The organism is Sandaracinaceae bacterium, assembly GCA_020633055.1.
In the GTDB taxonomy this organism is placed as follows: Bacteria; Myxococcota_A; Polyangia; order Polyangiales; family Houyiibacteriaceae; genus JADJJE01.
This window is the reverse complement of record JACKEJ010000005.1, coordinates 105,714-128,174: the sequence shown is the minus strand read 5'-3', so window position 1 is coordinate 128,174 and position 22,461 is coordinate 105,714. Positions and strand designations below refer to the sequence as shown.

20 protein-coding genes are annotated in these 22,461 nt (G+C 71.3%); 12 read left to right on the top strand and 8 right to left on the bottom strand.

The window, feature by feature from the left end:
* The first annotated feature begins 60 nt into the window (after positions 1-60).
* Together H6726_05420 and H6726_05415 are read left to right on the top strand one after the other, a co-directional pair.
* Entirely contained in the window at positions 61-459 is a 399-nt protein-coding gene (locus H6726_05420; GenBank protein MCB9657074.1) for a hypothetical protein, read from the top strand.
* Positions 460-527: 68 nt separating this feature from the next.
* Entirely contained in the window at positions 528-3,098 is a 2,571-nt protein-coding gene (locus H6726_05415; GenBank protein ID MCB9657073.1) for a sigma 54-interacting transcriptional regulator, read from the top strand.
* A gap of 104 nt (positions 3,099-3,202) precedes the next feature.
* Here H6726_05415 and H6726_05410 read toward each other — a convergent pair whose 3' ends face one another.
* From H6726_05410 to H6726_05395, 4 genes are all read right to left on the bottom strand, one after another.
* Positions 3,203-3,718 (bottom strand): hypothetical protein, encoded by a 516-nt coding sequence (locus H6726_05410; protein MCB9657072.1) that lies wholly within the window; start codon positions 3,716-3,718, stop codon positions 3,203-3,205.
* A 176-nt stretch (positions 3,719-3,894) separates the two neighbouring features.
* Positions 3,895-4,422, bottom strand: a complete 528-nt coding sequence (locus H6726_05405; GenBank protein MCB9657071.1) for a hypothetical protein — start codon at positions 4,420-4,422, stop codon at positions 3,895-3,897.
* A complete protein-coding gene (locus H6726_05400) occupies positions 4,419-4,976 on the bottom strand; it encodes a hypothetical protein (GenBank protein ID MCB9657070.1) in 558 nt (185 codons plus the stop codon). Before H6726_05400 ends, H6726_05405 begins: the two co-directional genes overlap by 4 nt.
* Entirely contained in the window at positions 4,973-5,608 is a 636-nt protein-coding gene (locus tag H6726_05395; protein MCB9657069.1) for an RNA polymerase sigma factor, read from the bottom strand. Before H6726_05395 ends, H6726_05400 begins: the two co-directional genes overlap by 4 nt.
* Before the next feature lie 398 nt (positions 5,609-6,006).
* On the opposite strand from H6726_05395, the gene H6726_05390 reads away from it, so the two are divergent.
* Complete coding sequence (locus tag H6726_05390; protein MCB9657068.1) at positions 6,007-7,566, top strand: VWA domain-containing protein; 1,560 nt, start codon at positions 6,007-6,009, stop codon at positions 7,564-7,566.
* A gap of 6 nt (positions 7,567-7,572) precedes the next feature.
* Here the strand turns inward: H6726_05390 and H6726_05385 are convergent, their stop codons facing one another.
* The 3 genes from H6726_05385 to H6726_05375 form a co-directional block, all read right to left on the bottom strand.
* A complete protein-coding gene (locus tag H6726_05385; GenBank protein ID MCB9657067.1) occupies positions 7,573-8,271 on the bottom strand; it encodes a serine/threonine-protein phosphatase in 699 nt (232 codons plus the stop codon).
* Positions 8,272-8,336: 65 nt separating this feature from the next.
* Positions 8,337-9,239: an LD-carboxypeptidase gene (locus tag H6726_05380; GenBank protein MCB9657066.1), complete on the bottom strand. Its 903-nt coding sequence runs from the start codon at positions 9,237-9,239 to the stop codon at positions 8,337-8,339.
* On the bottom strand, positions 9,236-10,825 hold the full coding sequence (locus H6726_05375; GenBank protein MCB9657065.1) for a hypothetical protein: 1,590 nt from the start codon (positions 10,823-10,825) through the stop codon (positions 9,236-9,238). The genes H6726_05380 and H6726_05375 overlap by 4 nt, the downstream gene beginning before the upstream one ends.
* A gap of 138 nt (positions 10,826-10,963) precedes the next feature.
* Between H6726_05375 and H6726_05370 the strand changes: the two genes are divergently transcribed.
* A complete protein-coding gene (locus H6726_05370; GenBank protein MCB9657064.1) occupies positions 10,964-13,411 on the top strand; it encodes a sigma-54-dependent Fis family transcriptional regulator in 2,448 nt (815 codons plus the stop codon).
* Between the two features lie 3 nt (positions 13,412-13,414).
* The gene (locus tag H6726_05365) at positions 13,415-13,666 is read left to right on the top strand and encodes a hypothetical protein (GenBank protein ID MCB9657063.1); all 252 of its coding nucleotides are present in this window, start codon (positions 13,415-13,417) and stop codon (positions 13,664-13,666) included.
* A gap of 34 nt (positions 13,667-13,700) precedes the next feature.
* Here H6726_05365 and H6726_05360 read toward each other — a convergent pair whose 3' ends face one another.
* Positions 13,701-14,711 (bottom strand): LysM peptidoglycan-binding domain-containing protein, encoded by a 1,011-nt coding sequence (locus tag H6726_05360; protein ID MCB9657062.1) that lies wholly within the window; start codon positions 14,709-14,711, stop codon positions 13,701-13,703.
* Positions 14,712-15,451: 740 nt separating this feature from the next.
* Here H6726_05360 and H6726_05355 point away from each other — a divergent pair.
* The 7 genes from H6726_05355 to aroB all read left to right on the top strand — a co-directional run bounded on the left by H6726_05355 (position 15,452) and on the right by aroB (position 22,410).
* Positions 15,452-15,643, top strand: a complete 192-nt coding sequence (locus H6726_05355; protein ID MCB9657061.1) for a helix-turn-helix transcriptional regulator — start codon at positions 15,452-15,454, stop codon at positions 15,641-15,643.
* A 9-nt stretch (positions 15,644-15,652) separates the two neighbouring features.
* Positions 15,653-16,711 (top strand): type IV pilus assembly protein PilM, encoded by a 1,059-nt coding sequence (gene pilM, locus H6726_05350; protein MCB9657060.1) that lies wholly within the window; start codon positions 15,653-15,655, stop codon positions 16,709-16,711.
* Positions 16,708-17,343: a PilN domain-containing protein gene (locus H6726_05345; protein MCB9657059.1), complete on the top strand. Its 636-nt coding sequence runs from the start codon at positions 16,708-16,710 to the stop codon at positions 17,341-17,343. The genes pilM and H6726_05345 overlap by 4 nt, the downstream gene beginning before the upstream one ends.
* 1 nt (position 17,344) lies before the next feature.
* Positions 17,345-17,956 (top strand): type 4a pilus biogenesis protein PilO, encoded by a 612-nt coding sequence (gene pilO, locus H6726_05340; protein ID MCB9657058.1) that lies wholly within the window; start codon positions 17,345-17,347, stop codon positions 17,954-17,956.
* The gene (locus H6726_05335; protein ID MCB9657057.1) at positions 17,953-18,660 is read left to right on the top strand and encodes a hypothetical protein; all 708 of its coding nucleotides are present in this window, start codon (positions 17,953-17,955) and stop codon (positions 18,658-18,660) included. The genes pilO and H6726_05335 overlap by 4 nt, the downstream gene beginning before the upstream one ends.
* Positions 18,657-20,702 (top strand): type IV pilus secretin PilQ, encoded by a 2,046-nt coding sequence (gene pilQ / locus H6726_05330; GenBank protein MCB9657056.1) that lies wholly within the window; start codon positions 18,657-18,659, stop codon positions 20,700-20,702. The genes H6726_05335 and pilQ overlap by 4 nt, the downstream gene beginning before the upstream one ends.
* Before the next feature lie 124 nt (positions 20,703-20,826).
* The gene (gene aroB / locus H6726_05325; protein ID MCB9657055.1) at positions 20,827-22,410 is read left to right on the top strand and encodes a 3-dehydroquinate synthase; all 1,584 of its coding nucleotides are present in this window, start codon (positions 20,827-20,829) and stop codon (positions 22,408-22,410) included.
* The last annotated feature ends 51 nt before the right edge of the window (positions 22,411-22,461 follow it).

Here is a 22,461-nt window from a genome sequence, read left to right as displayed (position 1 = left end):
CGGGGCAACGGGGGAGTTGCCAGCCGGGTCCCATCTGTGACACACCTGGGATACCGCGTCATGCACCCATCGCCTCTACGTCTCGCTGCACGTCGCTCGCTCGGTGTGCTCCCCGTGGCCCTGCTGCTGCTCCTCGGGGCCTGCGACGCGACGGCGCCGCACACGATCGGCGGGTACTGTCGTCGTGATCTCGACTGCGTCCCAGGGCTGCGGTGTCTGGCGGGCCAGTGCTCGGAGCGGCTCACGCAAGACGCAGGGGGCCCGCGGGACCAGGGGCAGACTCCCGACGCAAACACGGACGACACGGGCACGGTCGACATGAGCATGCCCGACACGGGAACCCCGGACACCGGCACGCCCGACATGGGAACGCCCGACACGGGGCCGGAGGACATGGGCCCACAGGACATGGGTCCGGAGGACATGGGTCCCGCGGACACGGGGACCGACGGCGGCTGACCAGCACTGGAACCCGCGCGGGTGGGTGATATGGTCCGTCGCCGTAGCGTGGGCTGCGGTGGCCTCCCATGAACTCGCGCAGCCGCATCCTCCCCGTCGTTGGTCCGGCGGCCGTCCTCTACCTGCTCGCGGGCGCCGCGGCAGCACCCGGGCCCCTCGACAAGGGCCGCTCGCTGCTCGGCGTGTTTGCCTGCGGGCTCTCGCTGACGCCGCTGTTCATGCGCCACGTCGTGGCGCCGGGGGCGCGCCGCGTGAGCGGTGTCGGCGTGCTCGGGGGCATCGTCCTCGCTGCGTTCCTGGTACCAGACCAAGACGCCCTCGTGCGCCTCACCTTTCTCGCGCTCACCATGCCGCTCGTGGGCGTGCGGGTGTTCCACCTCGCGCTGGTGGTGCCAGACCGGCCGGGTGGCCTGCTGCGGACGGCGCCGCTCGCCTCGCTCCTGGCGGCGTCGTGTGCCGGGCTCGGCCTCTTGGGCGTGTTCCCGCCGACCGAGCTGTTGGGGGACGGATTGCTGCTGCCGGAGGCGGCGCTGCGGGGAACGCCCCGCGTCTTCATGTGGGCGGCGTTCGCGGCAGCGCTGCTGTTGCGCGCTGGACGTCGTCGGCTGGGGAGCGGGCCTGCAGCGCTGGCATCCAACGCCTGGGGCGTCATGGGGCTGGTGGTGGTCGTCGTGGCCATCCCCCTGATCACGTGGCTGCTCGGCGTGGGCGTGCTGGTGCCGGACCCCGCGGCCGAGGCGTGGACCGTCGCCATCCTCGCGAGCGTGCTGCTCTACGGCCACGTGGCCATGGTCGACCCGCGTCGACGCGTGTACGCGGGGGCGGCGGTGCGGCGCAGCGTCCGCGCCGCGCTGGCGGTCGGCGCGGTCACGCTCGGGTTCGCCCTGTTGCGCTTCGCGCTCGACTCGGACGAGGCGCTCCCGGCGTATGCCTGGGCGGTCGCTGCGGGCCTGACGCTCGCCATCGACGGGGGGCTCGCGCCGCTGGTGCGTCGCGCGCTCGCGCCCTACGGCGGGCGGTTCCTGGACGCGCTCGAGGTAGCGTCCCAGCGGCTCGAGTCCGTGCCTTCGCTCGCAGAGCTCGGCGCTGCCGTCTTGCCCGCCTTGCGCGAGGCAGCAGGCGAGTCCGACGCGCAACCCGTGCTCTATGTGCTCGAGCCCGCCCGGGTGGTCTCCATCGACGCGGCCGGGACGCCGCGGGTGCAAGCCGCTTCGCTCTCCTCCCGACTCGTGGACTTCGCGTTCGACCATCCGGGGACACTCACGCTCGTCGCGGAGCTGGAAGCGCAGGCGGTGCGACGCCCCGACCTGCGCCCGCTGCTCGAGGCGCTCTCCCAGTACGACGCGCTCGCGCTCCTGCCGCTCGCCAACGACGGTCACGTGGACGGCATCCTCGTGGTGCCCCGCGGTCGCCGACGCAGCGCTCTGGCCCTCGAAGAGATCGACGCCGCGGAGGCCTTCGCGCGGCGGCTCGCGTCCACCCTCGGCGCCATGGCGGGTCAGCTCCGCGCGCAAGCACGCGTCGGTCAGCTCACTCAAACCAACGAGCAGCTCCTCGAGGAGCTGCATGAGCGCGAGCTCCGTGTGGCCCGCTTGCGCGGCAGCCTGGATCTTCTGCGAGCCGGCGGATCGGTCGGCGGCGCAGAGCTCCCACGTGTCGCGTACAGCCCCGCGATGCGAGCGTGTGAGGCGCAGCTGGGACAGCTGGCGGAGGGTCGGGCTCCCCTCGCCTTGTCGGCGCCGACGGGCGCTCCGGTGCTCCACCTGATCGAGCTCGTACACCGGCTCGGGGGCCGCGCCGAGGGCCCGCTCGTGGTGGTCGACTGCGCGTCGGTGGCGGAGGGGGAGACGTTGGTCGCGCTGATGGGCGACACCCACACGGGGGACCCTGGTTGGGTGTCGCACGCCACCGGAGGGACGCTGGCGCTGCTGGACGCGCCAGCGCTCTCGCTCGATGCGCAGGAGGCGCTCGCCCTCTGGTTGAGTGAGTCGGCGCTCGAACCGCCCGACGGCGATGCCGCCGCCGCCCGCACGACCGTTCCCCCTGTCGCGCGTCCGGCGCGTGTGCTGCTGGTCACACGCACGGATCCGTCCACGCTCGCCTCCCGGGGCACCTTGTCGCCAGCGCTCGCCGCGCTCGTCGTCGAGCGGATCGTGCGCGTCCCGGAGCTCTCTCGCCGTGCAGCAGACATCCCCTCACTGACGCTGCTCTCGGTGGGGGTCGCGTGTCGCCGGCTGGGTCGCGAGCCCATCGGGGTATCGCAGGCAGTCGTGGACCACGTGCTGCAGAACGTGATCGAGGGCGACGTGCGAGGGCTCTCGGAGCGCATCGAGGCGGGTGTCGCTCGGGCCGAGGGGCCGCAGCTGACGCTCGCGGACCTGCTGCCGGCGGGCGACACCCGCGTCGCCGCCGAGCCACCCGCCCCCGTGGACCGCGGCGATGGCGACGAAGGCGCCCAGGCGGGCGACCAGGCCGTCACCGACGAGTGGGTGGGCACGTTCGCCGAGTTGGAGCGGAAGATCCTGGAGCGCGCGATGACGCGCGCCGGCGGAAACAAGAGCGAGGCGGCGCGGAGCCTGGGTCTCAAGCGCACGACGTTCTTGGACAAGCTGCGGCGCCTCGGGGTCAGCGCAGACTGAGCGCCCCGTCCGTGTCGCGCGGCCTCTCTCGAGCGTGTTGTCAGCCAGCCGACTTCGCGCAGCGCTCCCCCTCGTGCTCGAGCTGGTCGGGCGTCTCTCGAGGGTCAGCGCGCCGTGGGGCAGGCGCCTCGGATGCGCGCGCGCGCCCGCTCGCAGCGCTGTGCGGCCTCCGCGCAGTGCGGGCTGGGGGTCGCGAGCGCGCAGATGCGTCGCGCCAAGTCACACACGCGGTCCCCCAGCGCGGCCGCCGTTGCGCAGTCCGTGGCGTCCAGCGCGCAGGCCAACGCCCCCAGGTCACGTCCCTGCGCTTCGAACCAGTCGAGGCTCGTGTGTTCGGACGCGGGGGCGTGCGACTCCGCTGCGGTGCTCGGCGCTTCACGCTCGGGGGCCACCGCGCCATCGGCCACGGTGGCCATGTCCGTGGCAGAGACGGCCGAAGCCGGCGCAGACTCCGCAGCACTCGGCTCCTCGGTCGCGTCCGCTGGGACGCACGCGAAGCGATCCTCGCCCAAGGGCGCGCGCGCCGGCGGCGTGCTGTGGGCAGGCTGCGTCGAGCCCGCGCACCCGCACGCGAAGCCGAACCCGGAGAGGAGCACCGCCGCCAAGAGCGAGCCGCGCACGAGGTCTGGAACGCAGCACGCGCCGACGGAACGGCCTCCCCGCGTCCGCCGAGGGGGGGCGCCCCGCCCGTGAGAGCACGAGCGGGTCTGCGTCACGTCCGTCGCGCACGCTGACGTCTGTTCCAGGGTGCGCGGCGCCGAGGCCCCCGTCGTCATCGTCTCCAGCGCGAGTCTGCTCATGGCGCGCCCTCCTCACCCAGGACGGCGTCCAAGAGCCGCTCGTGGATGCGCTGCGCAGCGAGGTAGTCGGCGCTCGCGCGCGTCCCATCCCCCAGCGCCTCGTATGCTTCGCCGCGCGCGATGAGCAGGTTGGCCGTCAGCACGTCGTCGGCGCGCCCGAGCGCGAGCCCCGCGGTGGCGGCGTCGCGCGCGGCAGCGGCGTCGCCAGCTCCGGCCGCGGAGCTCGCGATGCGGAAGTAGAGGTCTTGGCGGACGGCGCGCGCGTGCGTGGGCGCGACCCCGAGAGGGGCGTCCTGCAGTGCCAGCCTCTCGAGCGCTCGATGTGCGGCGGCGCGCTCCTGTGGAGTCGCGGCGTCGTCGGCCGCCTCGTGCGCGGCGCGCACCTCGGCGACCCAGAGGCTCGCCGGTGTGGCCTCCCCCGAGCCCTCGCCGCGCGGTGCGTCGGCCTCCTTGCACCCGACGCCGAGGCCGACCGACAACGCCCCCCAGACGAGCCACGCGCACCATCGTCTCCAGCCGGTCATGGCCTGTACTCCGCCTCGAGTCGCGCCAGCAGCTCGGCGCGGTAGGGCCGCATCGCACGGCCCAGCTGCTCTCCGCTCGCAGTGCGTGTGCCTTGCTCCGCTCGTGCGCGCGGCTCCATGGCGGCCGCCTGCGCGGCCAGGAGCTCTGCGCTCGGCGCAGGGAGGCTGGCGACGGGGGCCCGCTCCGGCCCGCCCGCGACGGCGAGCCACAGCAGGACCGACCCCAGCGCGAACGCGGCTGACGCCCACGCCCACAGCCTCGACGGGCTGCGCGCGGGACGCGATCCGCTCGTCGCCCCTGCCGTGGTGGAGGGTTGCGCCGGGAGCGAGGCCTCGAGGCTCGCGTAGATGGCGTCGAGGCGCGCGTCGCTCAGCTCCGCGTGCTGCGCGGCGTGCAGCACGTGAGCCGCCTCGAGCGCTGGCAGGACGGCGGCGTGGTGTGCCTCGACCAGCACCTCGCGCTCGAGCGCGCGCGTCAGCGCCGCCGCTTCTGCGAGCTCTTCGGGGCTGGGCTCGTCCTCGTCGAACAGGGGCTGCTCTGGATGGTCCGTCATCCTGCACCATCCTCTAGCGCGAGTTCGGCGGACGCGCCGTCAGTCGGCTCGTCCCACACACGTCGAAACGCGCGCAACGCGCGCAGCAGGAGCACGTCGAACGTGCCCAGCTTGACGCCCAACGCGTCCGCGCACGCCTGTCGCTCGCGCTCCTCGAAGAACCGCAGCTCGATCGCCCGCCTGTAGCGTGGGTTCAGCGCTCCCAGCGTCAGCTGCACACGCGTGTGGAGCGCGGCGTGCTCCTCCCGGGCACTGACCTGCGCGAACGGGTCCAGGCTCACGGGCGGCTCGGGACCAAGAAGGTCCGACAGCCGGGTGAGCGCGCGGTCCGTGCGTGCGCGGACACGGTGCATGTCGATGGCCTTGTTCGACGCGATGCGCGCGAGCCAGTGATAGACGCTGAGGCCCTGGTCCTCGAAGGTGTGGAGCTTTTGCAGCGCGGTGCGAAAGGTCTCCGCCAGGGCGTCTTCCGCCGCGCCCGGAGCGCCCAGCTTGGGGAGCAGCACGCGACGGTAGAGGACCGGGGCGTAGGCGCGATACAGCTCACCGAACGCCGCGCGCTCACCACCGCGGATTCGCCGCAGCAGGCTGCGCTCCCAAGCGATTCGATCCGCCGCGTCCGTGTTCGCCACCCGAGCCTCGCCGCTCCGCGTCGATGCTGCGCCGACCCGTGAGCTCCTGGCCTTGTACGGCAAGCTGCGGATCCTTTCCAGCGTCGCGCACCAGCGACCTTGGCCGGAGATCACCGCCGCGCTCCCCTGTGGGGCGGGGGACGCCGACGCGTGCAGCCATGCGCCGCGTTGGCCAGCGACGGACGTGGGCAGGGGCGAGGTGCAGCGCGCGGTCATCGAAGAGGTAACGCGTGCTCACGCAGCCGCTTACACGCCGCGCGACGTTCTGGCAGCACGAATGGCTGCGGTCGGTGTAAGGGCACCGCGGCGCGGGACGTTTCGAGAGCGCAACCCAAGGTGGCCGACGCCCCCTGGGTCCCACCCCGGTCCGTTGCGGCCATCACCCCAGGAGCTCCGTCATGTCCCGTCTGCCCCATTCTCGTGCGCGCCGTCTGCCTCTGCGCCTCGCCCTCGTGCTCTCCCTCTCGGGCTGCGGCGCGTCCGGCTCTTCGTACGAGTCCGCGCCAGAGACGGGAGGAGCTCACTCGCCGGCCAGCGTGGAGTACGCCTCCACGTCCGACGGCGCCTGGGGCGCCAGCGACGGCGCCGCTGCCCCCACGGGCGCTGGGGGCGAGTCGGAAGGCCATGGCGCGCCTGGGCGCGCCGGCGGGCGCGGCGACAGCCTCAGCAATGGCTGGGCCGACGGCACCGGGGGGCTCCCCGCGGATGTGCCCAGCGCTGCGCCCAGCCCCGTGCCCAGCCGCACGCGCGGCGCCGAGAGCAGCCGGCCCGCGACCGAGGCCGAGGCGCGCATGGCCCCACCGCCACCCCACGGAGGCGGGGCGGCAGACATCGACGTGAGCGTGACCGTCACCCTCGAGGAGACCGTCGTCGCCCCCGAGCCCCCGCCCGTCGTACAGCAGCAGGTGGCGCCGCAGGCGCGGGTGCTCACGGCGGCGACCGTGGGTGACAGCGATCGGCGCGGCAACTACCTCGAGTACGTTGGACGACGGCCGTTCGAGGCCCAGCGGGCTGGCTTCGACGTGTCGCGACGCGTGCGCTTCCGCGTGGTCGATGCGCAGGGCCGCCCCTTCCGCGGCGCGGAGGTCACGCTGGGCGGGCAGCGCGGTCGCGTCGGCGGGACGACGATGGCCGACGGCTACTGGGACTACTTTCCCGGGGTGCTCGGTGACGTCGGCAGTGACGTGCAGGCTACGGTCTCGGCCAACGGCGTGCAGGCGCAGGTGGCCGCGCGCATCCCCGCGGCCGGTGACGGGCAAGACGTGGTCTTCCGCATGCAGGGGGTCTCCGCGCGCGCCCCCCAGCGCCTCGACCTCGCCTTCCTGATCGACGTCACGGGCAGCATGGAGGACGAGCTACGCTACGTGAACAGCGAGGTGGCGGACATCGTCGGGCGCATCCACGCGTCGTCCCCCGAGGTGGCCATTCGCGTCGGTGCGACGTTCTACCGTGATCGCACGGATCGCGAGCCGCTGCAGGAGATCCGCTTCACGTCCGACATCCAGGGCTTCGCGCGCACCATGCTGGGCATCCGCGCGGATGGTGGCGGGGACTATCCAGAGGACATGAACGCGGGGCTCGCGGCAGCGTTCGGGCGCCAGACCTGGAGCGAGGGAGACGCGGTGCGGGTCTTGGTCGTCATCGCCGACGCGCCGCCGCAGAGCTATCAGACGTCGTTCACCTACGTGCAGGCCATGCGAGAGGCGTCTCGGCGCGGTATCCGGCTGCTGCCCGTTGCCGCCAGCGGAGCAGACCGCGAGGTGGAGTTCCTCTTCCGCGCGATGGCGACCGTGACGGGCGCTCCCTACACGTACCTCACCGACGAGAGCGGGGTCGGGAATCCGCACATGGAGGCGGATACCGACCGCGTCGCGATCGAATACTGGAACGATCAACTCACACGACTCGTGACGAGCGACCTGCGCGGGCTCGGCATGCACGAGCTCATCCCGAACTGACCGGGTTCACAGGCCCATCACGTCGACGACGACGACGGTGACGTTGTCGCGCGCGCCGTTGCGCAGCGCTTGCTCCACCAGGCAGGCGCTGGCGTCGTCTGGGGTGCCGCGCGCCAGCAACGGACGCAGGTCGGGCTCGAGGATGGCGTCGGTGAGGCCGTCACTGCAGAGCAAGAAGCGATCGTGCGACGCCACGTCGAGGAACCGCACGTCGGGCCGCGCGTCACCACCGCCGCCCAGGGCGCGCGTCACGACGGTGCCCATGGGGTGCGACGCTCGGTGGTGGATCGGGCGGCCGAGCGTCAGCTCCATCTCGCTCACGACGGAGTGGTCGCGTGTGAGCCTCTCGATGCGCCGCCGACGGAGGCGGTAGACGCGGCTGTCCCCGACGTGGGCGACGGTGGCACCGTTCCCGAACAGCGCGAGCGCCGCGACGGTGGCCGCCATGCTCTCGCTGCGTCGGTCCTCGTCGATGCGCGCCGCCGCGGACGCGATGGCTGCGTCGAACTCCAGCAGCGGGTCCCGGCGCCCGGCCTCTCGGAAGTGGGCGCAGACCGTGTCCACCGCCAAGCGACTCGCGGCGTCCCCGGCTGCGCCCATGCCGTCCGCGACCACGAACAAGCCCAGCTCCAGCTCGATGCCGTAGCAGTCTTCGTTGGACGCCCGGGGTCCTGTCGCCGTCTTTCCGCTCGCGAGTAGCCGCACGTTGCGTAGCCTCGTCGCATCCTAAGCCAATCGCGTCCCAAGTACAGGGGCTTTGGGGCTGTGGCTCAGGGGACGGGGAGCCAGCGCAGGGTGCCCGACGTCGCGTCCAGCGTGACGCGTCGACCCAGCCACAGCTCGCGGTTGTCGTTCACGTGGCCCACGGGCGCGTCGCAGGCGGCGGGGAGCCCGAGCGCTTCGGCGTGCTCGCGCAGCACGTCCCGTGTCTCGACGCCATCGGGGCCCGCCGGAGCTTCGGTGAAGGCGCCGAACACCACCCCGCGGAGCCGCGCGAACCACCCCGCCTGGCGGAGCGTCGTGAGCATGCGGTCGACGCGATAGGGGCGCTCGCCGACGTCTTCCAAGAAGAGGACGGCGTCGTCGAGCGGCGGCGCGTAGGGGGTCCCGGCCAGCGCGGCGAGCACGGCGAGGTTGCCGCCGCGCAGCGGGCCCTCCGCGTGCCCGTGAACCAGCGGCGTGAGCTGCGTGAACGGGGCGGGAGACGCGCCGGCGAGCGCTCCTGCCCACCGCGCGAGCGCGTCGGGCGGGAGGGCGTCGAGCTTCGCCACCATGGTGCCGTGGACCGACGCCACACCAGCGCGTGCCCACAGCGCGTGCAGCGCCGTCACGTCGCTGAAGCCGACGAGCCCCTTGCCGGCTCGACGAACCGCGTCGACCGACAGCCGGGGTAGGAGGCGTGTGGCGCCGAAGCCACCACGGGCAGCCACCAGCCAGCGTACCTCGGGGTCTGCCAGCGCGCGTTCGACTTCGTCGGCGCGCCGCGCGTCGTCGCCTGCGCAGTAGCCAACGCGCTCGAAGATGCCCTCGTCGTAGCGACACCGATACCCCAACGCCTCGAGCCGCGCGACTCCCCGCAAGAACGCCGCGCGATCGAATGCTCCGCTGGGCGCGATCAGGGCGACATGGTCCCCGATGGAGAGGGGCGGGGGCTCCAGGAGGGGCGGCGTCATCCTTCCGCCGCGGCGTCGTCGCCGGCTTCCCCGGTCGCGCGTGGTGGGCGCAGGAGCACCAACGACACGGCGAACAACAGGCACAGCAGCGTCGCGAAGTTACCGACCACCTGGTAGCCCGTGGCGGCGTGTAGGCGTGGCACGTCGAACACTTCGGCGCCGCCTTCTCCGAGCGGCATCGTCCCCGAGCGCGCACCCACGGGGTCGATCAGGGTGGAGCCTCCGTGCGCTGCGGCGCGCAGGACGTAGCGTCCTTGCTCCACGGCCCGGAACACGGCGCAGGCCTCGTGGTAGGTGGGCAGCGGAGTGTCGGCGAACGCGCGGTCGTCGACCACGCTCAACAACCACTCCGGGTCCTGGTCACTGAGCTGACGGCGCAGGTCTGGTCCGCTGAAGTCGTCCCAGCCCACCATGACGCCGAAGGGCACACGGCCGATCTCGAACATCGCGCCCCGCTGACCAGGACGGCGCCCCGCGTCGTGAATGCGCGCGCGCGCGCCGTCTGGCAGCACCTCCTCGAGCGGCGCAAAGTCCAAGAAGGGCGCGAGGACCGTGGTCTGATAGACGGCGCTGCGTTGACGGGCCTCGTCCGTCAGCACCAGCGCGTGTGCGAGCGGGCCCTCGGGCGGCGCATCTCGTGCCATGCGTGTCCCGACCAGGAAAGGTTCGTCCACGCCCGCTGGCAGCCGCGGGGCCAGGTCCAGCTCGGCCCAGGCGATGGGCTCGTCGTAGGTCACCGCGGGCCACACGACCGCAGTGATGGGATCCCCGACCACGTCGTCGAGGGCCGCGCGAGTCTGCTCGACCAGGGTCGGCGCTTCCGTCGGAGCGGGCTGGACCACCAGCAGTCGGACGTCGGGCGCGCTCGCGCGGACGGCAGACAACGCCTCCACGCGCACCTGGTGGATGGCCAAGCTGCCGCCAACGCCCGCGATGGCGGCCAACACCAGGTAGGGCCGGCGGCGTGGCGGGACCGCCAGCAGGAGGCACTCGGCCAGAGCGCCGTTGACCAGCGCGCACACCAAGCTCACCAGGGACGGTCCGCCGATGGACGCGAGCGCGATGTAGCTCGGGTGCTCGAAGAGGGCGACGGAGAGCCGCTCCGCGCCCAGCGGCGCGAGCCCTTCGGCCGCGACCCACGCGAAGGCGAAGAACCCGGTGGCGCGTCGCCCGCGTCGCACGGCGTACCAGGCGAGCAGGGTCGCCACCGAGGCGGTCGACGCCTGCAGCGCAGCCGCCATCTGCGCGCTGGCCCACGCGTCGGGCTCTGGGTACCCCTGCGCGATGATCGCTGGGAGGATGCTGGCCGCAGCTCCGTACGCAGCCAGCGCGCTCGTGCCGAATCCGAGGACGAGCGCCCCGAGGGCGCCCACGCCGGCGTGCACCCGCTGGGGGGCCAGCTCGAGCCACAGCATCGCGGGCACCAGCGCGACCAGCACGAGCAGCGGCGAGGACCACCCGGGATGACCGAGGGCCGCCAAGGGGTCGCCGGGGCGACTCGCCAGGAGCAGAAGCGCGCCGACCCCGGCGCACAAGATGGCGGTCGCCAGCGCGGCGGCGTTCTTTTGGGCTGAGGCGCGACTCATCGGCACCGCGATGTACCACGGATTGGGCCGCGACGCGGCGTCGGCGCCGAGGGTCACGGTGACACACTATGGCGCAAGGTTGGTGTGAGGATGGCGAATGTCGCTCAAACTTGTGCCAAGTTGTGTAGGCTGCGGCCGATGGACGAAGGCGTCAGCGAAGCCTGGTTGGTGGCTCGGGGACCGTTGGCCGAGGGGCGGTGGAGCGGTCTGGCGAAGGCCGAGGCCCTCCTGATCGATGGGCGGCTGGGGGAAGGGCTGCATGCGCTGGAGGGTGGGCCCGAGCGCGAGCGGGGGACCTCCGAGCTGCGGGCAACATGGCTGCTGCGGCTCGGGTCCGTCAACGAGTCTCACGAAATTGTCGAAGGATTACCGATGTTTGTCGGTGGTGTCGGTGTGCCGACGGTGCACGCGAGGGTTCGCGCAGCCCTCACGGCGCAACGCACGGGGGACATCGACGAGGCGCTCTTGCAGCTCGAGCAGGGGGCCGCCTGGTGCCGTGGCCACGCCACCCCCCACGGGGCGCGCAGGCTCGAGGCGCACGAGGCGATGGTGCGCCTGTCACGACGTCGGGTCGGGGATCGGCGCCGAGCGCGTGACGTGTGCCACTCATTGCCGCATGGTGCCGTCCGTGACGCCCTGGCCGCCTGGCTCGACGTCTTGGAGGGGGCCGCGCTCGACCGCATGGTGACCTGCGCCGAGGCGCTGCCCCAGCGGGTCCTCGGCGCCGAGCTGTTGAGGGCCGCCGCGGTCCTCGCGCGTGAACAGGCCCCGAGCTCACGGGCGGACGTGGAGGAGCGCTTGGTACGCCGGCTGGAAGAGCTCGGCCTCACCCTCCCGGTCCGACTCCGCGCTGGGTTGTTCGCGGGGCTTGGACCCACCACCTCGGGCGCGCGTTCGGGCTTGCTCTCTCCTGACGCCCCCAGCCCCGCCCGAGAGCGGTTGGCGAGGCTCTTTCAGACCCTGACCCGCTTGGCGCGCGAGCGAGAGCTGCCGCGTCTCCTCGAGCGCATCACGGACGGAGCGGTAGACCTGACGGGCGCCGAGCGCGGCATGGTGCTGCTCGCGAGAGAAGACGGCATCGCCGCCTCGGCGCAGAGCCCGGTGCCTTCGGACGCGGTGTCGGATCCGTTGTTCAGCCGCAGCATTGCGCTCTCGGTCATTCAGGACGGTCGGCCCATCATCACCGTGGACGCGCAGAACGACGCACGCCTGAGGTCGTTCGAGAGCGTGCATCACCTCGCGCTCACGAGCGTGGCGTGCGTGCCCATCCGTGGCCGCGCCGGGGTGCTTGGAGCCCTCTACCTGGAGCACCGCATGTGGCGCGCCCGCTTCGACGCCGACGACATGGACCTGCTCTTGGCGTTCGCCGACCAGGCCGCGGTCGCGCTCGAGACGCACGACGCGCTCCGGACGCTCGAGTCGCAACGTGACGAGCTGCGTGTCCACCGGGACGCGCTCGAGGCGACCCGGGCCGCGCTCGAGGATGCGCTCGAGCGTCAGGGCGCGGAGCTGGCCGACACGCGGCGCACGCTGGCGCGTGTCGCCGATCCTGCACGCCACGGTTTCGAAGAGCTCGGCATCGTGGGGAGCAGTCCCGCGTTGCGGCATGCGCTCGCGCTCGTGGACCGCGTCCGGGACACGGATCTCCCCGTGGTGTTTCGCGGCGAGAGCGGCACGGGCAAGGAGCTCTTCGCCCGCGCGTTGCACGCGAGCGGACCCCGTCGAACGGCGCCCTTCATCGCGGTGGGCTGCGGCGCGCTCACCGAGTCGCTGCTGGAGAGCGAGCTGTTCGGGCACGTTCGCGGCGCGTTCACGGGCGCGGAGCGGGCCCGCGACGGCGTGTTCGTGCGGGCGTCTGGGGGGACGCTCTTCCTCGACGAGCTCGAGGACATGCCTGCGAAGATGCAAGTCGACCTGCTGCGCGTTCTCCAGGAGCGAAGCGTGCGACCGTTGGGTGCGGACCACGACGTGACGGTGGACGTGCGCATCGTCTGCGCCGCGCGTCGACCACTCCGTGAGTGCGTGGCTGAGGGGCGGTTCCGCGAAGACCTGTTCTACCGTTTGCAGGTGGTGGAGGTCGTCGTGCCGCCTCTCCGCGAGCGCGTGACGGATCTGCCACAGCTCACGGCGCACCTCCTCGGTCGGCTGCGGAAGGTGCATGGCGGCGAGCGCCGCCGCCTCTCCCCCGCCGCCCTTTCGCTGCTCGCGCGTTCCGAGCTCCCGGGCAACGTGCGGCAGCTCGAGCACCTGCTGGCCAGCGCCAGCCTGCTCGCGGATGGCGACGTGCTGGACGCCCCCTTGTTCGAGGCGCTCCTGCGCACACCGGGCAACGCGGGCGGCGCGCGTGACGAGCCACCCTCACAGGCGCTCCGCGGCGATGTCGTCGGAGCCGCAGGAGCCGACGCACCGCCGTTCGGCGCGGCAGTCGCGCCGCCCGCCACGGAGGCGGACTGGAAGGCCCTCGAGCGGGAGCGGATCCTGGTTGCGCTGGAGGTCAGCGGGTGGAACCGCGCGCGGGCGGCGCTCGACCTGGGCATGCCGCGTCGGACATTCTACCGGCGCCTGAAAGAGCATGGCATCCTCTGAGCGATGCCCGTGCTCTCCCGCCGCGCCATGGTGCCCCTGACCTGCGCCCTCATGCTGCGCACGCTGCTCATGCTGCTCACGCTGCTCATGGGGTGCGCACAGGACCTCGTCCCGCCTGCCGCGCCAGCCGGAACCCCGTGCGAGACGCTGGATGACTGCGCGCCCGTGGACACGCCCACCTGTGGCAGCCTGCGCGCTTGCGTCGATGGCGTGTGTGAGGCGACCCCCTCCCTCTATCGCCCCTGCCCCGAGTAGCCGTTCACGGGCGATTCGCTGTGGCTCGACCGCCTCAGTCTGGCTCGGAAGCGTCTGCCGCGCCGTCGTCGTCCCCGCCTGCGCTCGCGGCTCCACCTCGCCGGTACCGTGGGGCCTCTCCCGAGCGGGAGTAGTCGACCCAGTAGGCCGAGTCCGAGCGCGTGTCGAGGTGGACGAAGCTGCTGTTCGGGTAGTAGCCCACGCCTGTGTCGGGGAGCTGGCGACAATAGTCACGCACCTCCGTGTTGGCCACGCGGTCGACGCGGAAGTCCACCGCGCGGCCCTGCGTGTGGCGGCTGGACTCCCGCGTGTAGCCACCCGCCGTTCGGAAGCCGCTGATGATGTAGAGCTTGCGGCCGCCGAAGTTGTCGCTGACCTGGACCAGCAAGCGCATCAAGCGTTCATCGACCTCGTGGGTGGCGTCCGACTGGCGCTCCCGCATGAGACGCGAGAGCTGGGTGCGCGCCGCTCGCCGTGGCCGGCCGCGGCTGTCGAGCACGCGGATGCGCAGCGTCTCGCGGCTGGAGAAGCGGAAGAACGTGACCACGCCCGGGTTGCGAGGGCGCCCGTACTGTTGCCGCGCCGCCGCCGTGTGTTCGTGCCCGGGGAGCACCAGCCGCTGTCCCGGTTGCAGCGTTGCATCGACGTCGATACGGTTCGCCCGCGCGAGCTGTTCGGCGGTCACGTTGTTCTCGCGCGCCACGTGCGAGAGGGTCTGACCGACCGCCACGTAGGCCACTCCCTCTTCGGGGATGACGAGCATCTGCCCGACCATCAGGCGTGCGGTGGTGCGGAGCCGGTTCGCGCCGGCCAGGTTGGAGACCGACACGTGATGCCGCTGCGCGATGGCCGCCAAGGTCTGGCCCGAGCGCACTCGGTACTGCCGCTGCGCCGACGCGAGGGAGAGGGTCCCGGCGACGATGGCGCTGAACGCAAGCGCCAGGACTGCGAGCGTCCCGGCCACGGCCCAGCCGCGCACAGGCTCCGCACGCGGCGCGTGACGGGGGGCACGGGGGGGCGAGGTCTCGGTCGGTTCCAGCAGCACGGCCAGAAGGGTCTAACGCGTCGAACGGACGGGGGCAACCGCGCGGGTGCCGCGCGTCCACGCGTCCCGCGGATGTGCGTTTTTTTGCCCTGCGTGTTCGGGGGTGCGAGCATGACCTCAGTCTGTTCGTTCATTGACATCCGAAAGATGAGCACAAAGCGTCTCGCTGCTGCGGAAACGATCGTGACCCCCACGATCGCCCCGCGGACACCATCGAGGCAGAGGGCACCCATACCCATCACTTACCTATAAATTATGGGTAAGTGACGCTAACTTGCTTGACGATTCTAGGTTTCACATCTAGCGTGGCTTGTGAATCGGCCCAGGGTGGTTCACACCGCTGCTAGATATCTGCCCGAGCCATGATGGAAGACGACCAAAACCAGGAGGCCAACCTCCCTGCCGAGCATGCGGCGGGTTCCTCCGAGGTGTCTTCGGACGACACGACCCTCCCTCAGGGAGCAGGTGGTCGTCGTGCGGCTGCTCCGGCGAGCCCTTCGCCGGCGGCATCCAGCTCAGTGCTTGCCTCCTCGGTCGCTCCGGCGCCCGCGCAGGTCAAGGGGCTGGACAAGGGCTCGGAGCCCAAGGCCGACAAGCCCGAAAGAGCCGAAAAGCTCGAGCGGGCAGACAAAGCGGACAGGTCGGACAGGTCGGACAAGGCGGACAAGGTCGAAAAGACCGAGAAAGCCGAGCGGGTGGAGAAGAAGCGGAGCAAGACCACGGAGGGCGGCAAGCCCAACATGGTCCGCCGCATCCGCATCGAAAGGATGATGTCCAAGGCAGAGCTGGCGCGCAGTGCGAATCTCTCGGTGTTGACGATCGATCGTGTTGAAAAAGGTTTCGGGTGCCGCGTGGATACCAAGCGGAAAATACTCGAAGCTCTAGGCCTCAGCCTCGCGGATCGAGTTCGAGTATTCGGCGAGGAGGAGTGATGCGGGTCGATGGCATCGGAAGGCAAGAACCTGGTTGGCGTGGATATCGGTTCCGCGGCCATCAAGGTCTGTGAAATCAAGGAGGCCGGAAAGGGCCCCCGTCAGCTCGTCCGGTTCGGCTTCCATCCGCTCCCCGCGGACACGATCGTCGACGGGCACATCATCAACTCCGGCGCCGTCGTCGAGGGGCTCGAGAAGCTCTTCCACGGGTCGAAGTCCCGCAAGGTAGCGCTCCGGGCCAGCGGCCACAGCGTGATCATCAAGAAGATCGCGATGCCGCTCATGACGCCCGCGGAGCTCGCCGAGCAGATCAAGTGGGAGGCGGAGCAGCACATCCCCTTCGACTTGGCGGAGGTCACCCTCGACTACCAGACGCTCACGCGCCGCGAGGACCAGGGGCAGATGGACGTGCTGCTGGTGGCCGCGAAGAAGGAAGAGATCAACGACCTCTACAACCTCGCCATCGAAGCGCGGCTGCAGCCCGTGGTCGTCGACCTCGACGCCTTCACCGTCCAGAACGTGTACGAGAGCGCGCACGGCGCGCCGTCGCCGACCGACACCATCGTGCTGATCCACGTGGGCGCGTCGCTGACTACGGTGAACATCCTCGCCGACGGCACCACGGCGTTCACGCGTGACATCGCGAACGGCGGGAACGCCATCACGGAGGAGATCCAGCGGCAGCTGGGCATCAGCCGCGAGGAGGCCGAGGCCTACAAGTGCGGCGGCGATGGACGCGGCATCGTCCCGCAGGAGGTGCCCACCATCATCAATCAGTCGGTGGAGCAGCTCGCCGGCGAGATCCAGCGGTCCCTCGACTTCTACCTCGCCACCAGCGGGGACCGCGAGATCACCAACATCTACTGCTCGGGGGGCACCGCGAACATCCGCGCGCTGCTCGACGCGCTGGGCCGACGCTCGCGCGCCCGCGTCAGCCTGCTCGACCCGCTGCTCGTGGCGCAGCCGGGGGGGAAGGCCATCGACCCCGTTGCGCTCCAAGGCCGGACCGCGCAGGCCGTCGTCGCGATGGGTCTTGCGCTGCGCAAGGAACGGGAGCGCACGTCATGATTCGCATCAACCTCCTCCCGAAGACCAAGAAGCAGGCCGCGGCGCAGTCATCGGGCGGTGGCCCGCTGTGGGCTGGCATCTACCTGCTCGCGGCGTTCGTATGGGGCATCCTGCTCGCGCTGCTCTACTTCCAGCAGAAGGGGGAGCTCGAGGCCATCCAGCGCAGCAACCGCGAGCTCGACACCGAGATAGCCGACCTGCAACAACGGACGTCGAGGCTGGAGGAGCTCCAGGCGCAGCTGGCGAGGAGCATCCGGCTCGAGGAGGTCGTCGCCGAGCTCAACCGGGCGCGTACTGGGCCCTTGCGCGTCATGATGGAGCTCTCGCAGATGCTGAGCGTGCCTGGCGGACCGACGATCGACCCCGAGGCGCTGGAGCGACAGCGCCAGGTCAACCCCTACGCGGGCTTCCGCGAGGGGTGGGACGTGCGTCGGCTGTGGCTCAAGAGCTTCACGGAGGCGGAGCGCGTGTGCCGCATCACAGGGGAGGCCCGCACCAACGAGGACGTGGCCGAGTTCCTACGACGCCTGTCCCTCTCCGAGCTCTTCGCCGACGTCGTCCTCGAGCGCACTCAAGGGAGCGCGGACGCCGACGTCGTCGCCTTCAACCTGAATTGCCGGGTGAGGTACTGAGATGGCTACCAACAAACAAGCGGCGACGTTCGCCACCGTACCCGTCGCGGGCAAGGTGGGCATTCTGTTCGTCATCATCGCGCTCGTTTCAGGCCTCTATTTCTTCGTTCTGCACAAGCCGATCACGGACGACATCGACACCGCGCAGGCCGCGCACCGCAACAAGACCCGCGAGCGCGACGCGGCTCTCCAGCGGCAACAAGAGTTCGTCCAGATCCAGCAGCAGCTCACTGCCCGCGAGGCCGTGGACATCCGGAGCCGCCGCGTGCTGCCCGAGCAGGCCGAGATGGCCGCGTTCCTGGAAGAGATCAACCGTGCGGCCGAGCTGTGCGGCATCCGCATGGTGAACGTGCAGCCGGGCACGGAGGAGCCGGGCGAGTTCTACACCAGCATCCCAGTGGCCCTGAGCCTCACGGGAACGCACCACCAGCTGGCGCGCTTCTTCCACAGCGTGTCGCGGCTCGACCGCGCGGTGAGCATGGAGAACATCTCGCTCACCCTGCCGCGCGGCGACACGCAAGACCTGACCATCACCGTGCGCGCCATCACGTACAAGCGCCCGGACCCCGACGCGCCCCCCGAGGGAGAAGGCCGTGAAGGAGGGCGAACATGAGGCACCTCACGTATCGTCGACCGCTGGCCACCGGCGCGCTGTGCGCGACGCTCGCGCTCGCCGGTCTGGGTTGCGACGACCCCATCCAGACCGGGTCTGGTGGGACCGCACCTACCCCGCGACCTGTCGCGACGCCCACCCCGACTGCCCCGCCGCCCGCCGACAGTCCCGACGCCACGCCAGAGGGGACACCGGACGCAGGCCCTCCGACGGTGACCTACGCCGACGAAGCGTTCGTCGAGATCGACGTTCAGCAGCGCGACCCGTTCCGGCGCTTCGAGATCGAGGTGGTCGAGGCGCCCACGGTGCAGAGCGTCATGTCGGACACGCCCGTCGACCAGATGCGCGTGCTCGGCATCGTCCTCGGCGGCGTGGGGCCGCGCGCGATGATCGCGGACCGTGGCGGACTCGGACACACCGTCCGTCCGCGTCAGTACATTGGGCAGCCGGAGGCCGTACAGGTGGGTGGCGCCGACGGAATCGCGGTGCCGCTGGTATGGCGCGTCGACCGCATCCGCCCGAATGAAGTCATCCTCACGCGTGAGAACCCATCGGCGCCAGACCAACCGCCCCTCACGCGCACGCTGACGCTGCGCAGCGAAGACCAGATGATGCTGATGAGCATCGGCGGTGTCGCGCCGATTCAAGGAGAGACGGCCACACCGGCCATCCCGACGATCCCCACCATCCCGAGTGGTGGATGATGCGTGTCTCCCTCCGCCCAACATCCATGACTGATTTTCGCTTCGCGTCTTTTTTGCGACGAGTGGCCAACTCGATAGAAGCTCTCGCTACTCACCTCAGGAGTCCTGATATGCGCGCCCTCTCCGCGACCCTTTTTGCAGTGATGTTGCCCGCGCTCTGGGCGGACACGGTCTCGGCCGACGTCGCTCCCGAAGCGCCGCGCCCGCGCACTGAGGGCGCCGCCGCGGAGCCGGCCAGCACGCTCGGGGCCGTGACCGTGGAAGCACGCGATGGACGCGAGCGCGTGATCCTGCAGTTCGACCGGGCGTCGGCGTTTCGTGTCGTCGAGCGCGGCGGCGAGCATGTGCTCGAGGTGCGTGGGGCGGTCCTCGATCCCAGCGTGTCGAACCACACCCGCGGGAACCCCGCCGGGCTCGTCCGGCGCGTCCGCGTCGAGCAGCGCGGCGAGGACGTGGTCGTGCGTGTGGTGCGTGGCCCGGGCGCACGCGGCACCGCCGTGCGCGCTGGCAACCGCATCCTGTGGGTCTTCTCGGGGGACCCGCAGGTGGCGGAGCGACCGAGGGCTCGTACCGTCGCTCGCGAGCGCGACTACCGTGACGCTGCGGATCTCCAGGTGGGCACGGACACGGAGGCGAGCGAACTGGAGGGCGTCGAGGTGTCGACGGCCGAGACCGATGAGGCCGCCGCGTTCCTGACCGACGTCCCGCTGCAGGTCGCGGGCGCGCGGCGTCGGGGGTACTCCGGTCGCCGCATCGACCTGGACGTGCTCGACGCGGACATCCACAACATCCTCCGGCTGCTGGCCGAGGTCGGCGGCGTCAACATCATCGCTGCGGACAACGTACAGGGTCAGATCACGCTCCGGCTCTTGAACGTCCCTTGGGATCAGGCGCTGGACGTCGTGCTGCAGGCCAAGGGGCTCGGGATGGTGCGCCGCGGCAACCTCATCCGCGTCGCCCCGCTCTCGCAGCTCCAGCAGGAGCGCGACGCCGCCATCGCCCGTCAGCGGCAGAACATCGAGCTGGCGCCGATCGAGACGCGCCTGGTGCCCGTCAGCTACGCGACCGCAACGGACGTGGCCCCGCGCGTCTCCGACCTCCTCAGCGAGCGCGGCTCGGTCTCGGTGGACGAGCGCACCAACATCCTCATCGTGCGAGACATCGACGAGAACCTGGACGCGGTGGAGGAGCTCATCCGCTCGCTCGACACGCAGACCCCCCAGGTGTTGATCGAGGCGCGCATCGTCGAGGCCACCAGCCAATACTCGCGTGACGTCGGCATCCAGTGGGGCGGCGACGTCTCCATGAGCAGCGCGACGGGCAACCCGACGGGCCTCGTGTTCCCCAGCAACGTCGGCCTCGCCGGCGGCGCCACCAGCGCACAGGGCACGCCCACCGCCGGTCTGTCCCCGTTTTCCAACGTGTTCCCGACGCCCAACTACGTCGTCAACCTGCCCGCCGCGGTCGGAACCGGCGCCGGTGGCGCGCTCGGCATGACGCTCGGGAGCGTCGGCGGCAACTTCAACCTCAACGTGCGCCTCAGCGCCGCCGAGGCCCGCGGTACCGTGCGCATCATCAGCTCGCCCCGCATCCTGACCCTCGACAACCACGAGGCCACCATCGCGCAGGGCACCCTGATCCCCTACTCGGTCGTCAGCGCGCAGGGCGTCAACACCGCCTTCCAGGAGGCCAAGCTCGAGCTCAACGTGCGCCCACACGTCACGGCCGACGGCTCGGTCTCGATGCACGTGCGCGTCACGCGTGACGAGCCGGACTTCAGCCGCACCAGCGTCCGCGGTGATCCGACCATCCTCAAGCGCGAGGCGGAGACCGACCTGCTGATCCCCGACGGGCACACGGCCGTCATCGGTGGCATCTACACACGCACCACCAGCCGCAACGTCCGCCAGGTGCCGTTCTTCGGCGACATCCCGGTCCTGGGGGTGCTGTTCCAGAACCGCCAGGTGCGGGACGACCGCAACGAGCTGCTGATCTTCATCACGCCTCGCATCGTGAACCGGGCGGAGTCCCTCCCGCAGTAGCGCTCGCTCGAGAGCGGACGACGGCCCGCGGCCGGTCCCGTCGTCCCACTCCGCCATGGCGCGACCGCTCGGGTTCGAGCGGCCGCGCCATGCTCGTTCGGGCGCGGTCTGCTACGCAGCAGGGATGCGGACGATTTACCTCTCTGGGCCGATGGGTGCTGGCAAGAGCACCGTGGCCCGCGCCCTCGGGCAGCAGCTCGGTCGCCCGGTCATCGATCTCGATCAGCGCATCGAGGCGGCGGCTGGGACGTCCATCACGCGCATCTTCGCCGAGCGCGGGGAGGCCGCGTTCCGGCAGCTGGAGGCCGAGCACGCACGCGCGACGGCGTCCGAGGGGGCCGTGGTGGCGCTCGGCGGCGGCGCGCTCACCCAAGACGCGCTGCGTCACGACCTGCTGGAACGTGGTCTGGTGGTCACGCTTCGCGCGGACACCGACGAGCTTCTGAAGCGGGTGGGGGACGCCACGGATCGTCCGCTGCTCGCCGGCCTGAGCCCCGAGCAGCGCCGAGAGCGCCTCGAGGGGTTGCTCTCGGCTCGCGCGTCCGCCTACGCGGAGGCACACCTCACGGTGGACACCGGCCTGGCAACCGCGGAGCAAGCGGCGCTGCAGGTGGCGCAGGCCAGCGAAGACGTCATGGTCGTCGTGCCCCTCGGCGAACGAACCTACCGCGTCGAGATCGGCGCCGGCGTTCGAGAGCGGGTCGGCGCGCGGGTGACGGAGGCGTCCAAGGGAGACGTGGTCTTGGTGCACGACGTGCCCGACCCCGTCCAACGGCCCTGGCCACGCGACGTGGCGGAGCGCGTCGAGGCGGCCGGGCGTCGGTGTGTCTCGGTGTGCCTGGAAGACGGCGAGCGCTTCAAGCACGTGCAGTCCGTCGAGACCATCTGGGACGCAGCCCTGGACGCCGGGGTCGACCGTCACGCGCTCGTGCTGGGTGTGGGCGGCGGGGTGGTCGGGGACCTGACCGGCTTCGCGGCCTCGACGCTCCTTCGTGGGGTCGCGCTCGGCCAAGTGCCAACCACGCTCCTGTCCATGGTCGACAGCTCGGTGGGCGGTAAGACGGGCTTCAACCGTCCGCGCGGGAAGAACCTGGTCGGCACCTTCTACCAGCCCAGCTTCGTACTGTGCGACGTGCTCACCCTCGCGACCCTCTCAGACGACGAGCGCATCTCGGGCCTGGCGGAGGTCGTGAAGAGCGCCTGGCTCGACGGCGAGGCGGCCGTGGCGCAGCTGGAGGAGGACGCGGCGGCCCTGCGGGTGGGTGAGCGCGAAGCGACCATCCGCGCCATCGAGATGAGCGTTCGGCTCAAGGCCCGCGTCGTGCGGCAGGACGAGCGCGAGGGTGGCAAGCGCATGTGGCTCAACTTGGGGCACACGGTCGGCCACGGGCTCGAGGCGGCCCACGACTACGTGGGGCTGCGGCACGGGGAGGCCGTCGCGCTCGGCATGATCGCGGCGCTGCGCGTTGGCGTCGCGCAGGGGACGACCGACGCGACGAGCGTCGCGCGGCTCACGGAGCTGCTGAGGACACTGGGCCTGCCGGTCGACCTGGACGACCGACTGAGCGACGCGGCGCTGGACTTCGTCGCCTCGGACAAGAAGAAATCCGGTGGGCTGGTGCGCTTCGTCGTCCCAGGACGCCCTGGGGACACGCGGGTGGTGCCGCTGTCGCTGGGCGCCATTCGAGCGGCCGTGCGCCGCTCCTGATCTGTCGCTTTCTTGGGGATGCTGCGCAGAGGGCGTATGCTGAAGGCGCAG

Bases quoted from the DNA above. Each gene is read 5' to 3' on its own strand.
- H6726_05380 (MCB9657066.1), bottom strand. From the start codon at position 9,239: ATGACGCCGCCCCTCCTGGAGCCCCCGCCCCTCTCCATCGGGGACCAT.
- H6726_05375 (MCB9657065.1), bottom strand. From the start codon at position 10,825: ATGAGTCGCGCCTCAGCCCAAAAGAACGCCGCCGCGCTGGCGACCGCC.
- H6726_05400 (MCB9657070.1), bottom strand. From the start codon at position 4,976: ATGACGGACCATCCAGAGCAGCCCCTGTTCGACGAGGACGAGCCCAGC.
- H6726_05390 (MCB9657068.1), top strand. From the start codon at position 6,007: ATGTCCCGTCTGCCCCATTCTCGTGCGCGCCGTCTGCCTCTGCGCCTC.
- H6726_05335 (MCB9657057.1), top strand. From the start codon at position 17,953: ATGAGGCACCTCACGTATCGTCGACCGCTGGCCACCGGCGCGCTGTGC.
- aroB (MCB9657055.1), top strand. From the start codon at position 20,827: ATGCGGACGATTTACCTCTCTGGGCCGATGGGTGCTGGCAAGAGCACC.
- H6726_05415 (MCB9657073.1), top strand. From the start codon at position 528: ATGAACTCGCGCAGCCGCATCCTCCCCGTCGTTGGTCCGGCGGCCGTC.
- H6726_05355 (MCB9657061.1), top strand. From the start codon at position 15,452: ATGGTCCGCCGCATCCGCATCGAAAGGATGATGTCCAAGGCAGAGCTG.
- pilM (MCB9657060.1), top strand. From the start codon at position 15,653: ATGGCATCGGAAGGCAAGAACCTGGTTGGCGTGGATATCGGTTCCGCG.
- H6726_05345 (MCB9657059.1), top strand. From the start codon at position 16,708: ATGATTCGCATCAACCTCCTCCCGAAGACCAAGAAGCAGGCCGCGGCG.
- H6726_05405 (MCB9657071.1), bottom strand. From the start codon at position 4,422: ATGACCGGCTGGAGACGATGGTGCGCGTGGCTCGTCTGGGGGGCGTTG.
- pilQ (MCB9657056.1), top strand. From the start codon at position 18,657: ATGATGCGTGTCTCCCTCCGCCCAACATCCATGACTGATTTTCGCTTC.
- pilO (MCB9657058.1), top strand. From the start codon at position 17,345: ATGGCTACCAACAAACAAGCGGCGACGTTCGCCACCGTACCCGTCGCG.
- H6726_05370 (MCB9657064.1), top strand. From the start codon at position 10,964: ATGGACGAAGGCGTCAGCGAAGCCTGGTTGGTGGCTCGGGGACCGTTG.
- H6726_05420 (MCB9657074.1), top strand. From the start codon at position 61: ATGCACCCATCGCCTCTACGTCTCGCTGCACGTCGCTCGCTCGGTGTG.
- H6726_05365 (MCB9657063.1), top strand. From the start codon at position 13,415: ATGCCCGTGCTCTCCCGCCGCGCCATGGTGCCCCTGACCTGCGCCCTC.